The sequence below is a fragment of the Yersinia canariae genome (genome assembly GCF_009831415.1).
GTDB classification, from domain to species: domain Bacteria; phylum Pseudomonadota; class Gammaproteobacteria; order Enterobacterales; family Enterobacteriaceae; genus Yersinia; species Yersinia canariae.
The window spans coordinates 1,029,698-1,053,091 of the sequence record NZ_CP043727.1 but is presented as its reverse complement, the minus strand read 5'-3'; the positions used below and the strand labels follow the sequence as shown (position 1 = coordinate 1,053,091).

The window sequence follows — 23,394 nt, the reverse complement described above, 5'->3', positions numbered from 1 at the left end:
TATCAAGACTAATTTTGCAGAAAATTATCTAATAGCGTTTGTAGTGCGAAAACAGCCGCTTGCAGCCTCACAGCATCACGATCGCCGTAAAAAAGTTGATGACTGACCAAAACCTGACCTTCATGTGATGCAAAAGCAAACCATACCGTTCCAACCGGTTTCTCTGCGGTCCCCCCATCAGGCCCAGCCACGCCACTTATAGATACCGCAAAGTCCGCGTTTGCTTCTCGCAATGCACCCAATGCCATTTCTCGAACTACGGCCTCACTGACTGCGCCATGCTTTACCAACGTGCTTTCTTTTACACCCAGTAAATCGTGTTTTGCCGCATTACTGTATGTCACAAAGCCCCGGTCGAAATAGGCTGAGCTGCCTGCGATATCAGTCAAGGCCTTGGCCACCCATCCCCCCGTACAAGACTCAGCACAGGTAATCCAGGCCGCACGCTCTTTTAGCTTATTACCTACCGCAGTACTGAGCTGACGTAATTGTATCTCGCACATTATTGCCCCTACTCGAATGAAATCTGCCGCTACCGATAGTAGCACTTCTTTAGGCCGTAACGACAACAGCTGTTAGTTATGCGAAGCGCCCCGCAAGGTGTCATGAAAAAAAGCACATTGCCCTACAAAGCTTTACCTCAGGGACTCAGCTGTTAGTATCAAAATAAAGAAGATGCGGCTGGCAACATCTGTCGTACCGGTAATTTATCCGGGATGATGAACTAAGGACGTGGCAGTGAAAAAAATTCTTAACGCCTTCTTCCCTCTTTATAGCGCCACCGTGCTGATGCTATTGGGTTCAGGTTTATTGACCACTTATATCTCGTTACGGTTGACCGCCATCCATGTCTCTGGCGCATTAATTGGGGCAATCATTGCCGCAAACTATATTGGTTTGGTTATCGGAGGTAAGGTAGGCCATTTCCTGATTGCTCGAGTGGGGCATATCCGTGCCTATGTGGCCTGTGCGGGTATCATTACGGCGGCGGTACTAAGTCATGGGTTGACTGAATACATCCCCGCCTGGGTGGTCTTACGCTTGATTATTGGCCTCTGCATGATGTGCCAATTTATGGTGCTGGAAAGCTGGCTTAATGATCAAGCTGAGTCTAACCAGCGCGGCACTGTATTTGGCTTTTATATGGCCGCGACCTATGCGGGTATGGCATTGGGTCAAGTGGTATTGATGCTTCAACCCGAGTTGGGTCTGAGCACACTCATGATTATTGCTTTGTTTTTTGCTCTTTGCCTGGTGCCAGTTGCACTGACGACTCGCAGTAATGCCCAACAGATGTCACCAGCCCCTATGGAGCTGAAATTCTTTATCAGTTCGATCCCCAAAATACTGGCATCGACATTAGTTATTGGCATGATTGTCGGGTCGTTTTATGGGCTGGCACCGGTCTATGCCAGTTTGCAATCGCTTTCCACAAAAGAAACTGGCCTGTTCATGGCGCTGTCTATCTTTGCCGGTTTGGTCGCCCAGCTCCCACTCAGTTGGTTATCTGATCGTTATAACCGCACACTGTTACTCCGAATTAACGCATTATTATTAGCATTAACAGCCCTCCCATTGGCGCTAGTGCCCCATATATCGTTCCATTTTTTATTGGGCTTGGGCTTTATCGTTAGTATGTTGCAATTTACGCTTTATCCGTTGGTCGTTGCGTTAGCCAATGACCTGATTGCGCCAGAAAGAAGAGTTTCTTTAGCAGCGTGTTTACTGATGTCATTCGGGGTCGGTGCCAGTATCGGCCCACTTGCCGTGGGTGCATTAATTGCGCCGCTGGGAGGCAATATTCTGTATGCGTTCTTCTCTCTCTGTGGTTTAAGTCTGATAGCATTCAGCAGAACTGTAAAACAGGATCAAGATGAGTTTGTTAATGACGCTCCGGTGCCACATATGGCAATACCTGACAGTTTGGTCAGTTCCCCACTGTCACCAGCGCTAAACCCCAGTTTTGATGAACAGTTGATCCACGACATTATGCCGCCACCAGATCAATCCGAAGCAGAAGAAAAAGAACTCGTGGAAACTCCCTCAGAGGATGAGTCTCAACCGCAGTAATAGCTAGGTGTCTTTGTTCATTACTGGCTCAAAAAGGCTATAGCTCGGTACTGCTTGTTATTTATTCGGCTTTGAATAAAAATACCAGCATCAGGTATTTAGCGGGATGGAACCATGTCGAGACAAGATGAACAACGGTTGCTGGTGAAAATAGCTACGCTGTATTACACCGAAGGCATGAAGCAATCTGAAATTGCTGACAGCCTGCATTTATCTCAGTCTTTTGTCTCACGTGCGATAACCCGCAGTGTCAAAGAGGGCGTGGTTAAAATCAGTGTTATCCAACCGCCTAACATGTTTATTGGCATCGAATCGCGGATCCAAAAGCACTATGGAATTGACCAGGCTATTGTGGTCGATATCTCTGACGACGCCAGTTCGGCCCAGATAAAACAGGCAATCGGTTCTGCCGCAGCTCACTATATGCAAACCAGTATTCGCCCTAATGATATGGTGGGTATTTCTTCATGGAGCAGCACTATTCGGGCAATGGTTGATAACCTTCATCCGCTTAACGTCAAAACCAGTGGTGTCATCCAATTATTGGGGGGGGTCGGCCCCAACGGGAATGTGCAGGCCACATTGTTAACGCAATCTCTGGCAAATATTTTGAATTGTCCGGCCTACTTGCTGCCTGCGCAAAGCATCGAGCGCTCGACCGAAGATCGCGCCCGCCTGATATCCAGCGGCGAAGTTGCTGATGTAGTGAATAAATTTGCTGAAGTTGACCTCGCATTAGTCGGTATTGGCGATCTGGAGCCATCACAATTATTGAAAAATTCTGGTAACTATTACCATGAAGAAATGCTGAAATTACTGGCGGAACGTGGTGCGGTGGGCGATTTATGTTTGCATTATTTTGATGCGGCCGGCAATGCCGTGCTCTGCGACGAAGAGGATCCGGTGATTGGCATGTCATTGCCGCAATTGCGGGCTTGTCCACGGGTAGTGGCACTGGCGGGTGGCGTGGGCAAAAGTGCCGCCATTCGCGGCGCGCTGACAGGTAATTATATTGACGTATTAATTACCGACAGAATTACCGCTGAGACATTACTGTAGCCATATGATTAACCGCACCGTCCTTGGTGCGGTATGACATGAAAGCCCTACTTAGCATGCCAGTAGCAATCAACACCCAGATATTTGCTGAATGCTTCTTGTAGAACTTTAGCTGTAGCCGAATGATTCATCGCCACATGATGCTCAAAACCATTGTTACAGATATGCGTAAGTAAACTTTCCAACTGCGGCACTTCCACCACAGCACGGCAGCCAACTGTATCCAGCTCATCACTGACAGAGCGCCCTTCTCCAACATAGGCCCGAACCTGACCGGTAAAATCATCGGAAGAGAGACGGAAATAGGTCAGTGGCCCAGACTTCATACGGCCATGTACCGCACCGCAGGTATTCTCACAACCCACTGTTGTTCCGATAATATCTGCGGTACCCATGGTTGAGCTTTCCAAACTTTCGCTGGCAAAGTTACCGCAATGGAATAGCACACATTTATCTCGCTCTTCGCCAAAATTATTGTTCCAGTCAGCAATTGAGGCTGGAGCCAGCGAGCAACTCGCCAGCGCGTACATTGATAGCGCGCCCATCACATCCACTTCACAAGCACTTGGCATTAATTGTCCGGACATCACACTCATAATGGAGCAGACGTTGATCCCCAGATTCTGTTGCAGCGAAGTCCAGCACTGCATTGCGGTGGTATCAATATCATTGGCAATAATCCACTCACTGATAACCACGAACAATTTTGCCATTTTGTGGAGTTTATCTTGCGGGATGGCACTGGTGTCACCATTAGCTTTTAATAACGCCAATTTTTCGTCGACACGAATATCATTATCACTGAGGTTAGCCACGCGGAAAAACACTTCGGATAAATCCAGGGTTTCAACCGTAATCCCCAAATTCTCTAATAATTTTTCGCTGTAACGCACAGTATTAAAGTTAGTCGGGCGCGCACCAATAGCCCCGACTCGCACCCGTTTCATGGCATGAACCACACGGCACAGCTGTACAAACTGTTCAACATCACGGCTGAATATATCACTGTTCAGGCTGCAAACATGCTGCTGAGTCAATGTGAAGGGAATGCCATATTGGCGCAGGTTATTACACAGTGAGATTTTACCGCAGAAGCTATCACGCCGTGTCGCCAGCCCCATTTTGTCTAGGGCATCTTCTTCAGCCTGCACCAGCACCGGCACTTTCAGGCCAGAAAGACGAATTGCATCGGAAACACTCTTTTCATCGCCAAAGTTAGGCAGAATCACGACCACACCGTGGATTTCTTCGCTGTGTTTACGGAATAACTCGGCGCACACTTTAGCATCACGCCAGTTTTCTACCCCACCGAGTGGCGTTTGCTCTTCATTAAGCATGATGATATTGATGCCTAAGCGGTCAAACAGCGCTTGGGCATCGCGGCGCGCGTCTGCGACCAAATAGCTTGGGAAGAAACCCCGGTTGCCGATAATCACCGCGAAAGTTAACTTACGAGGTATTGCTGACATATGCTTACTCCTAGTGTGGGTTATTTCGGCTGAAAACGCGCGCGCGCGATGGCCGTTTGCCAGAGGCTATAGTTATCTTGCATCTCCGCACTTTGAGCGCGCGGTTCGATGTATTCCACTTCGCGAGGGAGTGCGGCCAATTGCTGGCTATCGTGCCACCAGCCAAGGGTTTTCCCTCCTAAATAGGCCGCACCCAATGCCGACACTTCTGCGGTATGGTTGCGTATCAGAGTGCGCTGCAACAGGTCGGCTTGGAATTGCATCAGCCAGCGGTTACTGGTGGCACCACCATCAACCCGCAGCCGCTCAAGGCGGTGATGACCCGCCTTTTCCATCGCAAAAAAGACATCTGCAATTTGATAAGCGACAGACTCTAACCCAGCGCGGGCCAGTGCTGCCGGTGTGGTGGCATCCGTCAGACCGCAGAACAAACCGCGCGCCTGGCTATCCCAATAAGGTGCGCCCAAACCTGATAATGCCGGGACAAAATAAACACCTTGATTACCCGCCTGGCTTTGCGCCATTTCAGTTAGGCGGGCCAAATCAGTGATTCCCAACATGCGCGAAACCCACGCCACACCCGAGCCGGTGTGAGTGATATTGCCTTCGAGGGCATAACGTAACTCGCCATCATGCCAGGCAATAGTGGTACTCAGGCCGTGACTCTGCGCACTGGCTTGTTTCAGTGTGGTCATCAGAGAAGAACCCGTGCCATAAGTGGCCTTAATTTCGCCCGCACGATCACCGCCCTGCCCATAAAGGGCGGCATGTGAATCACCAATTTGAGCGACAATCGGCACCCCCTGACTTAAGCCAATGATACCGGTATTGCCGGTATGTCCATGGACAGCTGCCGAGGGTAAAACTGCGGGCAGGCAAAGGCTCGGAATGCCAAATAATGCCAACAGGTCAGGGTCCCATTGCCCGGAATGAATATTGAATAGCTGAGTACGCGACGCGTTGGAAAAATCAGTCGAGAAACTTTGGCCGCCACTGAGCTGCCAGGTGAGCCAGCAATCGATAGTGCCAACACACAATTCACCATGGGCTGCGCGCTCAACACCTTGGGGAATTTCCGCTAGCATGCCGTGGATTTTAGCCGCAGGGAACAAGGGATCAATTTGCAAACCCGTGCGTTCGGCAATCATTGCCGCTTCGGGTAACTGACTTAGCGCCTGACAGAAAACCTCCGAGCGCCGGCATTGCCAACTCACAACTCGAGTCAGTGGAATACCAGTGTCCCGCTCCCAGATAAGCACTGATTCGCGCTGGTTACTGATAGCAATACCGGCAACCCGCGCCCCAACCAATTGACTCAGACAATCTTCGATGGCCAGAGAAACCGCCTGCCAGATAGCCAACGGGTCCTGTTCGGCCCAGCCGGGCTTTGGATGCTCGAGTTGGAGTGGTACCGAAGCTTTTGCCCGTATCTGCCCGGCAGTATCCACCGCGATAGCCTTGGCATTGGTCGTACCTTCATCAATGGCCAAAATAATCGGTGTCGATACCGCCTGTCTGCTCGGCGTTAACATGCTCAGTGTCAACATAATAGTTACTCTCCCCGGCAAAACCGCAGAGCACGAGCCACAATGCCTGCTGCATCAAAACCATGATAGGCGCGCATATCCGCCCTATCGGCAGCAATCGCATATCCGCCATCAGGAATGCCTAATCTCACCAGAGGAATACCGCTGCCCGCTTCGGACAGCACTTCAGCGACCAGACTCCCGACACCGCCATTAATATTGTGCTCTTCGATGGTAATCACCCGCTGACTGTTTTGAAGGATAGCTAACAGCTGCTGAGTATCACATGGGCGAATTGAAGAAACATTGACCACCGCAGCAGAAACATTGCTGTCTGCTAGTATTGCCGCCGCGCTGACAGCCTCATGAACTGTAGAACCCATCGATACCAGAGTAATATCCCGCCCTTCCTGTAAAACATCAATTTGACCGGGGACGAACTGGTAGTGTTCGTCATGAAGTTGTGGCAAAGATTTACCGTCCAGACGGATATAAACTGGCCCGATATGCGCCAGAGCATAATCAATTATCTGACGGCACTCTTGCGGGTCTGAGGGCGCATAGATTTCAATATTGCCAAAGCCGCGCAGGATGGCGATATCATCGATGCAATGATGAGTACTCGCCAGTGGCCCATAGCTGGCCCCGGAGTTAAGACCAAATAGTTTTACATTGCTGTTGTTGTAGCAAACATCAATTTTGAGCTGTTCATTGGAGCGCGAAATCAGGAATGGCGCAGCATTACAGGTCACTGCCACTTTCCCGCCCATGGATAACCCCACCGCAGTGCCGACCATCGCTTGTTCGGCAATACCGACATTGACCACTCGGTCGGGGAAGCGGGTGATAAATGGCCCAATTTTCGCCGTCGAAGTCGAATCGGCGACCACAGGCACCAGATCCACGCCGTTATCCACTGCTTTAATAAACTGCTCAACCATCACTGAAGCCAAATGTTCTGCGTTACTCATCATTTAATTCCTCCAGTGCCAGATCAATTTCAGCACCTTTCGGCACCCGGTGGTGCCACTCCACACGCCCTTGAATAAAGGAGATTCCGGCCCCTTTTTCGGTGTTAGCAATCACCACATTGGGTTTACCGTTTTGTTGCAGCCCTTCCAGTGTTTCCACCACCGATTGCATATCATTCCCCTGACATTCAGTGACTTGCAGACCAAATGCCTGCCACTTATCCGCCAGCGGATCGGTATTCATAATCGATTTAGTGGTACCCGCCAGTTGGAGTTTATTTTTGTCATTAATGATTATCAGGTTGTCTAGCTGATAGTGAGCAGCCACTAATGCCGCTTCCCAGTTACTGCCTTCAGCCAGTTCACCGTCGCCGGTCAAAACGAATACCCGCCGTTTGCTATTAGAACGTTTGGCCGCCAGGGCAATTCCCACCGCAACCGGTAAGCCGTGGCCTAACGCGCCGGTATTTAATTCAATGCCCGGCGTTTTATGTTTGACGGGGTGCCCCGGCAGATGGGAGTTGGCATGTTGATAAGTCGCCAACCATTCTTCTGGGAAATAGCCCGCTTCAGCCAGGCAGCAGTAATAGCCGCCCACCGCGTGACCTTTGGACTGCACATAAATATCGCGCTCGGGATCTGTGAGCCGGTCTGGCGCACAATTTAGGATGCGGAAATAGAGTGCTGTCAGAATCTCTACTTGCGAAAGATCAGCGCCGGTGTGCCCCCCTGCGGGGCTGTTCGCGTTAAGCAGAACTATCCGGCGGCGGATAGCCCGTGCCTTTTTCACCAGCTCATCGACTGACAGTGAATACGGATTCATGACATTACCTCTCTTAATTTTATCGATAAATGAATTTTTACTCATTACCGAATATTTATTCCTGATGGTGCTAAAAAATAGCTTTCATCAAGCCTGTCCGGAAATCTCCCTCCGGCGTGACATCTTTCGTGTTCAGTGTCTGACAGGCTGCATCTGCCTGATTAGACTGTTCTTTATGCTTGTTCGCTCTTCTCGATTTGCGGCACCGCAGTAGCCTTTTGCGAAACAATCGCGGCCTTGTGCTGCATCCGGTTTTGCATCTGGTCGATAATGACCGCCACAATAATCACGATACCTTTGATAACCATTTGCCAGAATTCGCTGACCCCCATCATCACCAAACCGTCAGCCAGAATGCCGATAACAAATGCGCCAATCAGCGTACCGAGAATGGTGCCGCGCCCCCCGGCCAAAGAAGTCCCCCCCAGTACCACGGCAGCAATAGCATTCATCTCAAAACCACTGCCATTGGCCGGATGACTGGCGACCAATTGAGCAGAAACAATTATCCCGGCAATCGCAGCGCAGAAACCCGAGATGGTGTACACCCACACTTTGACTTGCCGGACTTTGACACCTGAAAGCTCGGCGGCCCTTTCGTTATCACCAATGGCATAGACATGGCGGCCAAACGGCAATCGGCGGGCAACATAGGCAATAACCAGTGCCAAAATGAACATAATCCAGATGGCAATTGGTAAGCCCAGTAACGTGCCAGACCCCAGCAAATCAAAACCGGTATTCCCCAACTGTGGATTCCCTTGCAAACCAGGGAAAGTTTCACCGCCGGAAATCAGCATTGCCGCACCTCGAACCACATACATGGTGCCAAGAGTGCAGATGAACGGGGCGACGTTATAGCGGGTAATTATCCAACCATTTACCGCGCCAATAAGTGCTCCGATAATCAATACCACCGGAACCACCACCCAAACACTGGGGAAGATGGCAATACCAAACATCGGTAAAACAATACCTTGAGTAATCATCCAGCCAGCAATCATGCCGCATAACCCCAATGTCGCCCCGATGGAAAGGTCAATCCCGGCGGTGATAATGACAAACGTGATGCCCAGAGCGAGGAAGGCATTGATCGCGATATGCTTCACCATAATGATCAAGCTACCGGTCGCCAAAAACCCCGGAACCATCACAGAGAAGAAACCCAGGATCAGGAACAGGGCAATAAAGGTGCGCATCTTTAGCAGAAGCAGCAGCATATTTTCCCGTGACCACGACGACCCACCGGGCTGGTGACTCGCCAACGCAGTGCCAGTTGTTGCTTTCATCATTCAAACCCTTGTGCGCTTGCCGTAACCAATGCCGATTCACTGGCCGACTGACGAGAAACATTTGCGGTCAGTTTGCCGTTCGACATCACCAGAATGCGGTCTGATACCGCCATGATTTCTTTCAGATCTGAGGTGGAAAACAGAATCGCGATCCCCTGTTCAGAGAGTTTCACCATCATTTCAAACACATCCGCTTTCGCGCCAACATCAATACCCCGAGTCGGTTCATCCAGTAGTAAAATGTTCGGGCTGGTCAGTAATGAACGGCCAATCACCACTTTTTGCTGATTACCGCCGCTAAGCGCTTGAATTTCCACGTCCGGTGATGAAACTTTGATAGACAAATCGCCAATAACTGACGCGACCACCTGCGACTCGCTCTCCTGCCAGATAGCGAAGCTGTGTTTTAACCGACGCCATAAGCTGGAAATAGTCAGGTTATTGGCAACAGATGACACCGGGAAAATGCCCGTTTTTTTACGATCTTCCGGCACTAAACTCATGCCAAGGCGGATGCGTTCTGCGGTTGAAGTTTTGGCACTGATTGCAGTGTCATTGAGCCGAATTGCCCCGAGATAGCTCTGTTGAGTGCCTAACAGACACTCAAACAACTCAGTTCGTCCCGCCCCCATCAACCCATAAATACCGACGATTTCACCAGCACACACCTGTAGCGAGACTTGATTTACCACCGCATTACCGGACTCATTGATTAAAGTGACGTTATCCACTTCCATCATTGGTGCCCCGAAAGTCCGGCCCGGATGAAGGAAGCTGGAAACCGGGTCACTGCCCAGCATTTCACGTACAATCCACGGCACATCAATGTCTTTAACGGCAGCTTCGGCCTGGAAACGACCATCGCGCAGAATGGTGATGTAATCACCAATCGCCATCAACTCTTCCAATCGATGCGAAATGTAGACGATAGAAACCCCTTGGCGAGTCAGTTCGCGAATCACCCGGAACAGAATGTCGACTTCAGTTTTACTCAGAGCGGAGGTCGGTTCGTCCAGAATCAAAATGTCTGCCTGCTCAGCCAAAGCCTTAGCAATTTCAATCAATTGCTGCTGACCGACTTTCAGGTTTGACACCATTTCCTTCGGTGAAATGGCCTGGTCAAGGCGTACCATAAGTTGCTCAGCAATCAGTTCCTGTGCTGCCTGATTAATGGGCTTCAATCCTTGCTGAATCTCACGGCCCAGAAAAATATTTTCCGCGACATTGAGATTTTCTGACAGATTCAACTCCTGATGCACCATGCCAATACCGAGCGCGGCGGCCTCACGAGTATTGGCAATTGTTACCGGCTGCTCATTAAGGTAGATCTGTCCGGAAGTCGGTTGCTGCACACCAGCCAGAATCTTCATTAATGTTGATTTTCCGGCACCATTTTCCCCAATAATCACATTTACTTTGCCGCGATAAACATTATAACTGACGGCATCTAACGCCAATGTGCCGGGAAAACGCATCGAAATGTCCTCAGCACGCATGACGATGTCAGGTCTGTGGTCCATTAGTGAGTCTCCTTATTCAAACTGAGCGGCACAGCATTATTCAGACCGCCAGGAGCTAATGTCACCGCAGCCAATACCTCGACTTGCTGGCCGACCCAACTGGCATCGGGTTTGGCCACATCCTGCAAAGCACGTTTGCTTAGCGCCTTGGAAAGTTGGGCATATTGCACTTGGTTTTTAAAATCCTCGAAGCGGATAAAAGTCGAGGCATCACGAATGGCATTACCTTTGACGATAGGCCCCAATTGCAGCACTTGTTCATCACCCTCCACTGCGATTTTCATCGTGCCTTCCCGCCCTTCTGTTTCTACCGCCATCACTTTGCCGTTAAAACGGACAAAATAACTTTTGCTGTTTTTCCCTGCTGCTGGCTGACTTTGTTGCTTCACTTGTTGCCAACTGAGCGCATTGCTGCTGGCAAATGGCATCACTTTGCTCACCCAAATGGTGGAGGCGACTTTGTCCGATGGCTGGTTATAGTCACTGACGACCGCATTTGGATCGACCGGCAGAATCGGTTTGCCGTTTTCATCCAAATCCACCACAGTACACGCCACCAGCACTGTGCTGATAACCAACAAACCGCCTGCTTTCGATAGGGCACTGAACCACATACTGCCTCCTGTCAGGAGGGGCTGATACGCCCCTCATTGCCTTTTAACACGCGAGCTAGCCAACCGCGCTAAAGGCATTACTCTTTCAGCGCAAAGACATTCAGGTTTTTGGCATTGTTTTCATCAATCAATACGCAGTCCATCAGCTGTTTTTCTTCTTGCCCGGTGGAGCCGGTTTTCAGATATTTATCAGCTTGAACCACTGCCATCTGGGCTTGAGCCCACCCCGGCTGGAGTACGGTGGCTTTGATATTGCCTTTGTTGATGATGGAATCACGCACATAGTCACTGCCGTCAAAGCCCACCACAATCACATCATTACGGCCTGCGGCTTTTAACGCGGCTTCAGCCCCTAATGCCATGGTGTCATTACCTGAAATCACCCCAGTGATATCCGGGTTAGCCTGCAAAATGGACTCCATGCGGTTGAAAGCTTCAGTCTGGCTCCAGTTTGCAGTCTGCTGAGCAACCATCTTCATGTCGCTATGTTCGTCGATTACGTCGTGATAACCCTGTGAACGTACGTGTGCGTTGGTATCTGATTCGCGGCCCAATAATTCAACATATTTCCCTTTGCCCCCCATCAGGACGACAAACTTCTCAGCACCCAGTTGTGCTCCCTGATAGTTGTTGGACACAATTTGCGACACCGCAATGCCGGTTTCATTGATTTCACGGTCAATCAGGAAGGTGGGAATACCTGCTGCTTTGGCTTTTTTCAATGGCCCAATCGTGGCATCAGAACCTGCGTTATCCAGGATAATTGCCTTGGCTTTACGCGCAATGGCGGTTTCCAACAATTGGTTCTGTTTATTCACATCATCATCATGAGAAGCGACCAGCACGGTGTATCCCAGCTCCGTCGCTTTCGCTTTGGCACCTTCGGCTTCCGCCTTGAAAAACGGGTTATCGTGGGAGGGGGTGATAATGGCGATCAGGCCGTTACTGGCAGCACCAGCAACACCCGCCATTGAGATCAATGCTGCGGTAAGACAGGATTTCAGTAGGGTATTTTTCATTATTTTTCTCCGCATTGAATATATATTCACTATTAAATTTATATTCAACCTAATAATACAAACGCCCTACGGCTTGTCCAATATGAGAGCAAGGAAAATAGAAGCCGGTCACAAATTAGTCTATGGGGGAGGCAATATCTTTACTGACTTGGTTTTTTGATGCTAAGTCCGCTCAACTACTGGCTGAGTCAAATCAAGCTTTAGCAATGGAAAAGCGCTGATGACATCAGTCGCAAGCTGGATAAAATCAGAGGGAATACGGCAAGTGGGCGCGGCCACATTATGACATGTGTCGCGCCCAAGATTTTCAGATGTGATTAATCAAAAATCAGAGAAATTCACTTTTGATTCATTAAGTTGTATGACGAGCAATATTGGCAAAAAAGTGATACTTAGGATTGAGTAAATAATGAAATGCTGACTCAGCGATACAACTTAACCACTGCTGGAGTCACCTGTAATTCATGCTGCCAATGGGTCAGTGTTAAGGTCGCTAACTGGGCCAGCCCCTGATAGAACGGATGCGCGGCATCGGATTGCAGTAAATCCAGATAGCGGTAAGCCCAAGTGAGTAAGTGTTCCGCCAGCAAATCCGGTAACTTTTCGGGTTGGTTTTCGGCCAACCACGCCACCATCATCAGCAATAAACCGAATTGATCTTCCGGTTCTTCTGTATCCAGGGTGACTTCCACGTGCTGCTCGGCCATCCAATTCCGTAGTTTTAGGGTTGAATCCCCGAACAGCACATTTTCTTTATCCAGGTAGACTGACCCCCAAGGTGGGGCGGGCAAAGCGTAAGGGCCAATAAATAGCCGCTGCCAAGCCTCTTCCCGTGTTTCCTGTGCAGCCGATTGCGCCAGTAAAGCGGCAATCGGGGCCAGTTTCTCTTCACGCCCATAAGGCCATTGTGCCACCCAAGAGCCACTGCTCAGTTGCGCCACAATATCACTGCATGCCGGGCTGTCTGGCTCACAATAAAACAGCGCGCCGAGCACCCGACCAGTGAGCGCAATATCTTGATAAGCAATATTTTTTTCAACCATTAAATATTATCCTGAATAATAGCGGGTTCAGATTGAGACGGCGTGAGTCAAGCCATTCTGAGCACGCCCAGAATGGCAAAACACAACAATCGTCAGGATATAAATTACCCGCCGACTGCCATTCCTACCGTCATATGCAGCCCATAAAATACGGCTCGGCCAATTAATTCACCGACAATAACCAATAGCATGGCAAAAATCATCCCGAGAGTCATTGGCATGCGGCCACGGATTAGCGGGCAAATCCAGCACCCTAACCCCAACACCAACAGCACCAAGCGCCAGACCATCAACATGCCGTAGTTAGGAATGAGTTCGGATGCTTGCTGTACCGAGCTGTAAATTATCGACAAACTCGCCGCCTGCATAATGACACTGGCGATACTGATAATCAGCGCCAATACACTAATCATCGGCAATTGCAGCATTGCTCGGCCATTAATATCAGCTAATTGCAGTAGCAAGTAACCCAACATTGGCCCGCCGATAAAGACCGTCAATACGAAGCCCAGCGGCGTGTAGAGATTATCCCAAGTGGGCACCGTATCAATGGAGTAAACCCGACACATGGCGTAGACAAATACCACGCCCAGCACCATGGCTATCACCAACCAGATCTTACCCAGCACTGCGGGCAGCTTACCCAAAACTGCCAGCAACCAGTAGAAACCGGCCACAGCAAAGAACAGTGAACCGGCTGCTATCTCATTACTCAGCGCCGACTCTCCGACCCGATTTAATGAGTTGAAAGCCCGCATCGGCGAGCCTAAATGCAGTGTCGAGGCAATAAAAGCCAACGCCATCAGCACCCATAAGACAAACATGCTGCGGTGAACTCGTTGTTGCTGGCCGCGACTCAAATCGCCAAATATCAGTGCCAATCCGAGGACAATAAAGCCCCCAACCACGCACTGCCCCAGAACCGTAAAGACCATTAATGGCCATTCATGCCATCCCATGCCCATGTTATACCTCCTTCGGATTTGCCAGATGACCGGTGGTATCTCTGACCGGGCGACTGTTGGCATTTGGTTTCACGACGATATTCGGTAATGTGAAGTGAGCGGCGGGCAGTGGCGCAATTTCGGCCAATTCCCCATATTTTTCGCGCAGTTCATCGATAGGGGCCATATCCAATGCCCGCAGCGGGCAGGAATCGACACAAATCGGTTTTTTGCCAGCGGCAACCCTTTCATAGCAGCCGTCACACTTGGTCATATGCCCTTTGGTTTCGTCATATTGCGGCGCACCGTAAGGACAAGCCATATGGCAGTAGCGGCAACCAATACAAATATCCTCATTTACCACCACAAAACCATCATCGCGCTTATGCATCGCGCCAGTCGGGCATACTTTGGTGCAGGCGGGGTCACTACAGTGGTTGCAAGCAATAGAGAGATAGTAAGCAAACACATTCTGGTGCCATGCGCCGTTATCCTGTTGCCAATCGCCTCCGGCGTATTCGTAAATGCGCCGAAAACTGACATCGGTTGATAAGTTTTTGAAATCCTTGCAGGCCAGTTCGCAAGTTTTACACCCCGTGCACCGGCTGGAGTCGATGTAAAAACCATATTGCGTCATCAGTTAGCTCCTTAAGCCTTGGTTACTTGAACGAGGTTGGTATGGGATGGATTCCCTTTCGCCAACGGAGAGGGGCGCTGCGTGGTCAACACGTTAATACTGCCCGCCCGGTCAATACGTTTCTCATCAGGGCTGTACCAAGCCCCTTCCCCCAGAGCCACCACTCCCGGCATCATGCGCGGGGTCACTTTGGCATTAATCTGAACTTCGCCACGGCCATTAAATATCCGCACGATATCGCCATTGTTGATGTCGCGTTCTCTGGCATCTATTGGGTTAATCCACATTTCCTGACGGCAGGACGCCTTTAGCACATCGACATTGCCGTAAGTAGAGTGAGTTCGGGCTTTATAATGGAAACCCGTAAGTTGCAGCGGATATGTCTGGTTAAGCGGGTCGTCAAAACTCTCGAAACCAGCGGCATATACCGGCAGCGGATCAATCACATCATCTGACTGCAATTCCCACGTGGCGGCAATGTGTGCCAATTCAGCAGAGTAAATCTCGATTTTGCCCGATGGGGTGGTTAACGGGTTGGCGACCGGATCGGCCCGGAATTCTTTATAGGCGACATGGTGCCCTGCCGGGTCGCGTTTTTTGAAGATGCCCTGCTCGCGGAACTCCTCGAATGATGGCAACTCAGGAATGGCCTGCTGCGATTGCTGATAGAGATGGCGCAGCCAGCCCTCTTGGGTGCGCCCTTCGGTAAATTGCTGTTCAACCCCCATGCGTTTTGCCAGCTCAGTGGTCATTTCATAGATGTTTTTGCACTCAAAGCGCGGTTTGATGACCTGATCAGCAAAAATTACATACGCCATGTTGCCACTGGACGCATCCAGACAGAAATCCATTTGCTCCGAAGCAGTACAGTCCGGCAGGATAATATCGGCATACTTAGCTGACGAGGTCATGTGGTTATCAATGACCACAATCATTTCGCATTTCTTATCATCTTGCAGAATGTCATGGGTGCGATTGATTTCCGCATGCTGATTAATCAAGCAGTTACTCGCGTAATTCCAGATAAACTTGATGGGCACATCCAGCTTATCTTTGCCCCTTACGCCATCACGGGTGGCGGTCATTTCAGGGCCGCGCTCAATGGCATCCGTCCACAAGAACATCGAAATACTGGTTTTAACCGGGTTTTCCAGAGTTGGCATGCGGACGAACGGCAGACCATAGGAACCTTCGCGAGCACCTGAATTGCCGCCATTGATGCCAACATTGCCGGTCAGAATAGCCAGCATCGCAATAGCGCGACTCGTGTTTTCGCCATTGGCATGGCGTTGTGGCCCCCATCCCTGCGCGATATAGGCGGGCTTGACTGAGCCAATTTCCCGCCCCAATTTAATGATTTTTGCCGCTGGGATCCCGGTAATGGCCTCCGCCCATTGCGGCGTTTTAGCTGTTTTATCTGCACCTTGCCCTAAAATATAGGCCTTATAATGGCCATTTTTCGGTGCGCCTTCTGGCAAGGTTTTCTCGTCATAGCCGACGCAATATTTATCAAGGAATGGCTGATCCACCAGATTCTCGGTGATCATCACATAAGCCAGTGCAGAGGCGAGTGCAGCATCTGTCCCTGGCCGCAGTGGGATCCATTCATCCTCACGCCCCGCAGCGGTATCTGTATATCGCGGGTCAATAACAATCATCTTGGCATTGGATTTCTCCCGCGCCTGTTCCAGATAATAAGTGACACCGCCGCCGCTCATCCGGGTTTCACCAGGGTTGTTACCAAACAACACCACCAACTTACTATTTTCAATATCTGATGGGCTATTGCCGTCGGCCCAGCCGCCATAGGTGTAATTCAAACCCGCGGCAATCTGCGCGGTGCTGTAGTCGCCATAATGATTGAGATAACCACCACAGCAATTCATCAGCCGCGCCAATAAGGTTGAACCCGGTGGCCAAGAGCGGGTCATGGTGCCGCCCAACGTGCCTGTGCCGTAATTCAGATAGATGGCTTCGTTACCATATTCCTTGATGATGTTTTGCATGCTGGCGGCGAGAGTATCAAAAGCTTCCTCCCATGAAATACGTTGGAACTTGCCCTCGCCACGTGCGCCCACACGTTTCATCGGATATTTCAATCGGTCGGGGTTGTACACCCGGCGGCGCATGGAGCGGCCCCGTAAACAAGCACGCACCTGATGCAAACCGTCGAACTGGTCGTCCCCGGTATTGTCAGTTTCAACATATTTAATTTCACCATCAACCACATGCATACGTAATGGACAGCGGCTACCGCAGTTAACGGTGCAAGCACTCCAGATCACTTTGCCATCGCTGGCATTGCTTGGATTAATGGCGGATTGAACAGCTCGGGCGGTACGGGAAAACGGCAGCGAGAACGCCCCGGTTGCCACGGCAAGACCGCCGACCAGTGTGGTTTGGACCAGTTTTCGGCGCGTGACTTCTGCCGTTAACAGTCGGGATTCATTGGTCTCTTTCATAAGATTCCCACTTGGTTGCATTCCAGAAAATGGAGGACATCGCATTGGATGACATCCGATTAATTCAAAAAAATGAGTAATTCAGCGGGAAGGAGAAGTTGAGGCGGAGCGCGAGGCCCAGTAACAGCAGTTGTTATAGTTAGGATAATAAATATACCGTCCCGCGCAGTAACCCTACCTCTTTTGGGTAGAGCGGGAGTTGTTTGGCATCAATAAAGTCATGGGGATTAAAACCGCCCCATGACTTTCTGGTGGATTTGTGACAAGTAACCGTTTTGTTCAACAGGCTTGATGATAAAGCGCCATAATTTCATCAACCGAGGTTTCCCGTGGGTTCCCCCCCGTACAGACATCAGCCAATGCTGCTACTGCCAGCGCGGGAATATCGTCAGCCCGCATCCCGACATTGCTCAGGGCTGCGGGAATGCCAATATCACGATTTAGTGCAAATACTGCCTGGACAGTTTGCTCACGGACTTGTTCCAGTGGCGCATTCAGTGCATTTTCCAGCCCCATAGCCAAGGCAATCTGACGGAAACGCTCACCGGTAAAAGTGGCGTTATAGCGCATGATATAAGGTAATAAAATGGCATTGGCTACGCCATGTGGCATGTTATAAAACGCCCCGAGCGGGTGAGCCATACCGTGCACTAACCCAAGGCCCACATTCGAAAAGCCCATACCGGCAATATACTGCCCGAGTGCCATATCCTCAGTCGCAGCGGCATCCCCTTTTACTGATGCCCGCAAGGAACGGCTGATAACCTCAATGGCCTTGAGATGCAAAGTATCAGTCAGTTCCCACGCGCCTTTCGTCAAATAACCTTCAATAGCATGAGTCAAAGCATCCACACCGGTAGCCGCTTTCAGCGCTGCGGGCATGCTGTCCATCATATCTGCGTCAATAAATGCCACGGCTGGAATGGCATGAGGGTCGACACAGACAAACTTGCGCCGCCGCTCTTCGTCAGTAATCACATAGTTAATGGTCACTTCCGCGGCCGTCCCCGCAGTCGTTGGGATAGCCAAAATCGGTACGCCAGGTTTACGTGTATCGGCGACCCCTTCCAAGCTGCGCACATCGGCAAACTCAGGGTTATTGATAATGATACCAATAGCTTTACAGGTATCTTGCGGTGAACCGCCCCCCAGAGCTATCAGATAATCCGCCCCACTTTGACGAAAAGCAGCGACCCCTTGTTGCACAATACTGATGGTCGGATTGGGTTTAACCGCATCAAAAACAGCGAAATCCAGGCCAGCCTGTGCCAAACAACTCGTTAGGCGGGTTGCCACGCCACATTCGAGCAATATTTTATCTGTAACCACTAATGCTTTTTGGTAACCCCGCCGTGTGACTTCATCGGTCAGAGCCCCTAGTGAACCACGACCAAACCACGCCGTTTCATTTAAAATCATTCTGTTCATGATTGATTCCTCAGTGTTTTAATCCAGCGGCTATTTTTGCCCACCAGTTACTCTTCGACCCGCAAACCGTAGGTTTTGAATTTCTCCAATACCACACTGATTTCTTCTTTGGATAACACCGGCACTTCGTCAACAATCGGCAAAATAGCCAGCAGCAGTGTCGCCAAAACCTCCACTTCATGAGCTAGCCACAGTGCTTTTGGCAGATTTTCTTCACACGCTATCAGCCCGTGATGTTGCAAAAGCGTGGCTTTACGGTTTTTCATCGCCACCGCAACATGCTCTGAAAGTGCTTTGGTGCCAAAAGTGGCATAAGGCGCACAAGGAATATCATCGCCACCCGCGGCGGCAATCATGTAATGAATGGCAGGAATCGGGCGATTGAGAATAGAAACAGCCGTGCAGTGAACAGAATGATTGTGTACTACCGCATTGGCATCAGGTCGGGTTTGATAAACCGCCTGATGAAAGCGCCATTCACTGGACGGGACTTTACCCACTTCGTGATGGCCGTCCGCATCAATATAAACAATGTGCGATTCGGTCAGTTTGTCGTAGGCAATACCCGATGGCGTAATCAGAAATCCATCCTGATAGCGCACACTAACATTGCCAGCGGTGCCATGGTTAAGGCCTAAGCGGGTCATTTCCAGGCAAGTATTAATAATATCGCGCGCCAATGCTTCTTTCTTCATTTTTTCCTCTCTTAGGATGCAACTACCTAAATATAAAACGCATTAAATAATGGATGTGAGCTAACAAACGTTAATGATGAATATGCGATATATTTTTCGCTTATTTAATTAAAGTAAAAAATAAAGCATACAAAAACGTGAACCCGATCATGACTATTCATCACTTTGTGGCAATTTAACTCTTATTTACTTTTATAAAATGTCCGTTTGAAAAACCAATATGATTAAACGGTCAAATCCATTACCCACCAGATAAATATATCCATTTCCAATGTGAATTGACCGTTTGTGTCGGAAATAAAAAAATCGGTCATTACGGTTGTGTGTTTGAAACACAATTCATTTCAAACGGTCATGAATTGTTTTTATTTAAAGTGACTATCATCACAAAATATTAGCATTGAGTTACCAATGTGATTCAGCTCATACTTTTTGGTGATTTTTACCTTATAAAGAACAGGACTTAACGCAATGAATATATTTTGTTTTCCACTCTAACGGTTTATGTCAGTCAGAGAAAAATATCATTCATTAAATAAAAGACTTCCGTCGAACATTCCGTATTTCAAGACGAGTAGAATAAGTGCAACATCTGACGAGGGCATCATGGGAAATATTTTAATACAAACAGATAGCACCAAAATTTCCGCCTCGGTAACTGACGAGTCGGCAAATAAAAAAAGATATCTGATTCCTTTCGCACTGCTGTGCTCACTGTTCTTCCTTTGGGCAGTAGCAAACAACTTGAATGATATTTTATTACCACAGTTTCAGCAGGCATTTACTCTGACCAATTTCCAGGCCGGGCTGATTCAATCCTCTTTCTATTTTGGTTACTTTTTGATTCCCATTCCCGCTGGGATCTTAATGAAAAGATTCAGCTATAAAGCAGGGATCATTACCGGGCTACTGTTCTACGCCTTTGGCGCTGCCTTATTCTGGCCTGCCGCTGAAACAATGAATTACACCTTGTTTTTAATCGGTTTATTCATCATTGCCGCAGGTTTAGGCTGCCTTGAAACTGCCGCCAATCCCTTTGTGACAGTATTGGGGCCGGAGAAAACTGGCCATTTCCGTATCAATCTGGCGCAGACTTTTAACTCCTTTGGTGCCATTATCGCCGTAGTATTCGGGCAAAGTTTAATCCTCTCTAATGTCCCCCATCAGACACAGGAAGTATTAGATAAATTGTCTGTTGAGGACTTGAATAGCTATCACCATAGTTTGGTCAAAGCCGTACAATTACCTTATTTGATTATTGTGGCAGTAGTTATTTTTGTTGCGCTATTAATTCTTATCACCCGTTTCCCTACAATAAAAAGTGAATCTAACGATACACAAAACGGCTCTTTCTTTGCATCACTACCGCGCTTATTAAAAATAACTCACTGGCGCTGGGCAGTATTAGCACAATTTTGTTATGTTGGTGCACAAACCGCATGTTGGAGTTATTTAATTCGTTACGCCATTGAAGAGTTGCCAGATGTTACACCGGGATACGCAGCAAATTATTTAACGGCCACCATGGTATGTTTCTTTATTGGACGATTCAGCGGGACCTGGTTAATTACCCGCTTCGCGCCTGAGAAAGTATTAGCCGCCTATGCTTTAATCTCAATGCTACTTTGTATTATTTCAGCCGCCTTTGGCGGGCACATTGGGTTATTAGCACTGACATTATGCAGTATGTTTATGTCAATACAGTATCCAACTATATTTTCTCTGGGCATTAAGAATCTAAATCAAGACACCAAATATGGCGCATCCATTATTGTGATGACTATTGTTGGTGGCGGTATTGTAACACCGATTATGGGGCTGGCCAGTGATGCTGCGGGAAATATCCCGACAGCAGAACTTATTCCGGCACTGTGTTTCGCTATTATCTTTATTTTCGCCAAGTTCAAAACTGTACCTACGAATTAAATTCGCGGTGAACTGATAAATTAAATTTGCTACAGAACATAAGGATCTATTATGAAAAAGACAATTCAATTACCAAAGATTGGTATTCGTCCGGTTATTGATGGCCGCAGAATGGGTGTGCGTGAATCCCTGGAAGAGCAAACCATGAAGATGGCTCGCGCCACCGCAGAATTCCTGCAAGAAGTGGTCCGCCATCCTTGTGGAACCCCGGTTGAGTGCGTCATTGCTGACACCTGCATTGCCGGAATGGCAGAGTCTGCCGCCTGTGATGATAAATTCAGCGCACAGAATATCGGGCTGACTATCACCGTGACACCGTGCTGGTGCTACGGCAGCGAAACGATTGATATGGACCCGTTCCGCCCGAAAGCAATTTGGGGCTTTAATGGTACCGAACGCCCTGGCGCGGTTTATCTGGCGGCTGCATTAGCAGCACATAATCAGAAAGGGCTGCCCGCCTTCTCTATTTACGGCCATGACGTACAAGATGCCAATGACACCCGCATCCCTGCCGATGTGCAAGAAAAACTGCTGCGTTTTGCCCGTGCGGGGTTGGCTGTCGCCAGCTTGAAAGGCAAAAGCTACCTCTCACTGGGTGGAGTATCGATGGGGATCGCCGGTTCCATCGTTGACCATAATTTCTTTGAATCTTGGTTAGGGATGAAAGTGCAAGCGGTTGATATGACTGAACTACGCCGCCGTATCGATCACAAAATCTATGATGAACAAGAACTGGAATTGGCGCTGTCATGGGCTGATAACAACTTCAAATTTGGCCCAGATAAAAATGCCGAGCAATATCGCCGCTCACCACAAAGTAGCCGCGCAGTGCTGCGTGAAAGCCTGCAAATGGCCATTTGTATCCGCGATATGATGCAAGGCAATTCAAAACTGGCCGCCAAAGGTTTTGGTGAAGAAGCATTGGGTTATAACGCTATTGCAGCCGGTTTCCAGGGGCAGCGCCATTGGACGGATCAATACCCGAACGGTGATACCGCCGAAGCACTATTGAACAGTTCATTTGACTGGAACGGAGTGCGAAAACCTATGGTTATCGCCACCGAAAATGACAGTTTGAACGGCGTGGCAATGCTGTTTGGCCATACCCTGACCGGCACCGCACAAATCTTTGCTGATGTTCGCACTTATTGGTCGCCAGAAGCCGTACAGCGCGTGACAGGACACCAACTTGAGGGCGTGGCCGAGCACGGTATTATCCACCTAATTAACTCGGGTTCTGCTGCATTGGATGGCACTTGTTGCCAAAACGATGCACAGGGTAAACCAACCATCAAACCACACTGGCAAGTCAGTCAGCAGGAAGCCGATGCCTGCCTGGCGGCAACTGAATGGTGCCCAGCGATTCATGAATACTTCCGTGGCGGCGGCTTCTCTTCTCGCTTCCTGACCCGTGGGGGCGTGCCATTTACCATGAGCCGCATCAATCTGATTAAGGGTATAGGGCCGGTATTACAAATTGCCGAAGGCTGGAGTGTTGAATTGCCAAAATCAGTACATGACACTCTGGATAAACGTACTGATTCAAGCTGGCCAACCACCTGGTTTGCGCCACGTTTGACCGGTAAAGGGCCATTCAGTGATGTGTATTCAGTGATGGCGAATTGGGGGGCTAACCACGGTGTTCTGACCATCGGCCATGTAGGCGCAGACTTAATTACATTGGCGTCAATGCTGCGTATTCCGGTTTGTATGCATAACGTGGAAGAGGAAAGTGTATACCGGCCAACGGCTTGGGGCGCGCACGGTATGGATATCGAAGGGCAGGATTATCGCGCTTGCCAGAATTACGGCCCGTTATATAAAAAATAATGTGATGGTTGAGAAGGGCCGCAGGGAAGCGCTCTTCTCAGGCGGCTAATAATATCAAACCAAGGG

At 49.3% G+C, this 23,394-nt stretch carries 19 protein-coding genes and 1 pseudogene; 5 read left to right on the top strand and 15 right to left on the bottom strand.

All coding sequences use genetic code 11. The annotated features are described in order from the left end of the window. Nucleotides 1–8: 8 nt before the first annotated feature. On the bottom strand, nt 9–503 hold the full coding sequence (gene pncC, locus F0T03_RS04825; protein WP_159677355.1) for a nicotinamide-nucleotide amidase: 495 nt from the start codon (nt 501–503) through the stop codon (nt 9–11). Between the two features lie 235 nt (nt 504–738). On the opposite strand from pncC, the gene F0T03_RS04820 reads away from it, so the two are divergent. Beyond that, nucleotides 739–2,070, top strand: a complete 1,332-nt coding sequence (locus F0T03_RS04820; protein ID WP_159677354.1) for an MFS transporter — start codon at nt 739–741, stop codon at nt 2,068–2,070. Nucleotides 2,071–2,184: 114 nt separating this feature from the next. Beyond that, nucleotides 2,185–3,129: a sugar-binding transcriptional regulator gene (locus F0T03_RS04815; protein WP_159677353.1), complete on the top strand. Its 945-nt coding sequence runs from the start codon at nt 2,185–2,187 to the stop codon at nt 3,127–3,129. 47 nt (nt 3,130–3,176) lie between these two features. Here F0T03_RS04815 and F0T03_RS04810 read toward each other — a convergent pair whose 3' ends face one another. From F0T03_RS04810 to F0T03_RS04775, 8 genes are all read right to left on the bottom strand, one after another. Next, nucleotides 3,177–4,598 (bottom strand): L-fucose/L-arabinose isomerase family protein, encoded by a 1,422-nt coding sequence (locus F0T03_RS04810; RefSeq protein WP_159677352.1) that lies wholly within the window; start codon nt 4,596–4,598, stop codon nt 3,177–3,179. A 20-nt stretch (nt 4,599–4,618) separates the two neighbouring features. Then, the gene (locus tag F0T03_RS04805) at nt 4,619–6,130 is read right to left on the bottom strand and encodes an FGGY family carbohydrate kinase (protein WP_159680687.1); all 1,512 of its coding nucleotides are present in this window, start codon (nt 6,128–6,130) and stop codon (nt 4,619–4,621) included. Between the two features lie 20 nt (nt 6,131–6,150). Then, entirely contained in the window at nt 6,151–7,095 is a 945-nt protein-coding gene (locus F0T03_RS04800; protein ID WP_159680685.1) for a transketolase family protein, read from the bottom strand. Then, nucleotides 7,088–7,918, bottom strand: a complete 831-nt coding sequence (locus F0T03_RS04795; protein ID WP_145556959.1) for a transketolase — start codon at nt 7,916–7,918, stop codon at nt 7,088–7,090. Before F0T03_RS04795 ends, F0T03_RS04800 begins: the two co-directional genes overlap by 8 nt. A 173-nt stretch (nt 7,919–8,091) precedes the next feature. Continuing rightward, complete coding sequence (locus F0T03_RS04790; RefSeq protein ID WP_425511052.1) at nt 8,092–9,207, bottom strand: ABC transporter permease; 1,116 nt, start codon at nt 9,205–9,207, stop codon at nt 8,092–8,094. Next, nucleotides 9,207–10,730, bottom strand: a complete 1,524-nt coding sequence (locus tag F0T03_RS04785) for a sugar ABC transporter ATP-binding protein (RefSeq protein WP_159677350.1) — start codon at nt 10,728–10,730, stop codon at nt 9,207–9,209. Before F0T03_RS04785 ends, F0T03_RS04790 begins: the two co-directional genes overlap by 1 nt. Then, entirely contained in the window at nt 10,730–11,344 is a 615-nt protein-coding gene (locus tag F0T03_RS04780; protein ID WP_145556962.1) for a DUF2291 family protein, read from the bottom strand. The genes F0T03_RS04785 and F0T03_RS04780 overlap by 1 nt, the downstream gene beginning before the upstream one ends. A 77-nt stretch (nt 11,345–11,421) precedes the next feature. Beyond that, the gene (locus tag F0T03_RS04775; RefSeq protein ID WP_019080371.1) at nt 11,422–12,363 is read right to left on the bottom strand and encodes a D-ribose ABC transporter substrate-binding protein; all 942 of its coding nucleotides are present in this window, start codon (nt 12,361–12,363) and stop codon (nt 11,422–11,424) included. 82 nt (nt 12,364–12,445) lie between these two features. Here F0T03_RS04775 and F0T03_RS21875 point away from each other — a divergent pair. After that, a pseudogene (locus tag F0T03_RS21875) lies at nt 12,446–12,769 on the top strand (XRE family transcriptional regulator). Nucleotides 12,770–12,785: 16 nt separating this feature from the next. Here F0T03_RS21875 and dmsD read toward each other — a convergent pair. From dmsD to F0T03_RS04745, 6 genes are all read right to left on the bottom strand, one after another. After that, nucleotides 12,786–13,406 (bottom strand): Tat proofreading chaperone DmsD, encoded by a 621-nt coding sequence (dmsD, locus tag F0T03_RS04770; protein WP_208787093.1) that lies wholly within the window; start codon nt 13,404–13,406, stop codon nt 12,786–12,788. A gap of 104 nt (nt 13,407–13,510) precedes the next feature. After that, entirely contained in the window at nt 13,511–14,371 is an 861-nt protein-coding gene (locus tag F0T03_RS04765; RefSeq protein ID WP_159677349.1) for a dimethyl sulfoxide reductase anchor subunit family protein, read from the bottom strand. A gap of 1 nt (nt 14,372) precedes the next feature. Then, nucleotides 14,373–14,990, bottom strand: coding sequence for a DMSO/selenate family reductase complex B subunit (locus F0T03_RS04760; RefSeq protein WP_145556965.1), 618 nt, complete (start codon nt 14,988–14,990; stop codon nt 14,373–14,375). Nucleotides 14,991–14,998: 8 nt separating this feature from the next. Next, the gene (gene dmsA / locus F0T03_RS04755; RefSeq protein WP_145556966.1) at nt 14,999–17,449 is read right to left on the bottom strand and encodes a dimethylsulfoxide reductase subunit A; all 2,451 of its coding nucleotides are present in this window, start codon (nt 17,447–17,449) and stop codon (nt 14,999–15,001) included. Nucleotides 17,450–17,728: 279 nt separating this feature from the next. Beyond that, nucleotides 17,729–18,877 carry a lactaldehyde reductase gene (gene fucO, locus F0T03_RS04750; RefSeq protein WP_159677348.1) on the bottom strand — a complete coding sequence of 383 codons (1,149 nt, stop codon included), beginning with the start codon at nt 18,875–18,877 and terminating at the stop codon, nt 17,729–17,731. Between the two features lie 47 nt (nt 18,878–18,924). Continuing rightward, the gene (locus F0T03_RS04745) at nt 18,925–19,572 is read right to left on the bottom strand and encodes an L-fuculose-phosphate aldolase (protein ID WP_159677347.1); all 648 of its coding nucleotides are present in this window, start codon (nt 19,570–19,572) and stop codon (nt 18,925–18,927) included. A gap of 606 nt (nt 19,573–20,178) precedes the next feature. Between F0T03_RS04745 and fucP the strand changes: the two genes are divergently transcribed. Next, complete coding sequence (fucP, locus tag F0T03_RS04740) at nt 20,179–21,498, top strand: L-fucose:H+ symporter permease (RefSeq protein ID WP_159677346.1); 1,320 nt, start codon at nt 20,179–20,181, stop codon at nt 21,496–21,498. A gap of 51 nt (nt 21,499–21,549) precedes the next feature. Further along, nucleotides 21,550–23,328, top strand: a complete 1,779-nt coding sequence (gene fucI / locus F0T03_RS04735; RefSeq protein ID WP_159677345.1) for an L-fucose isomerase — start codon at nt 21,550–21,552, stop codon at nt 23,326–23,328. Nucleotides 23,329–23,394: the final 66 nt, after the last annotated feature.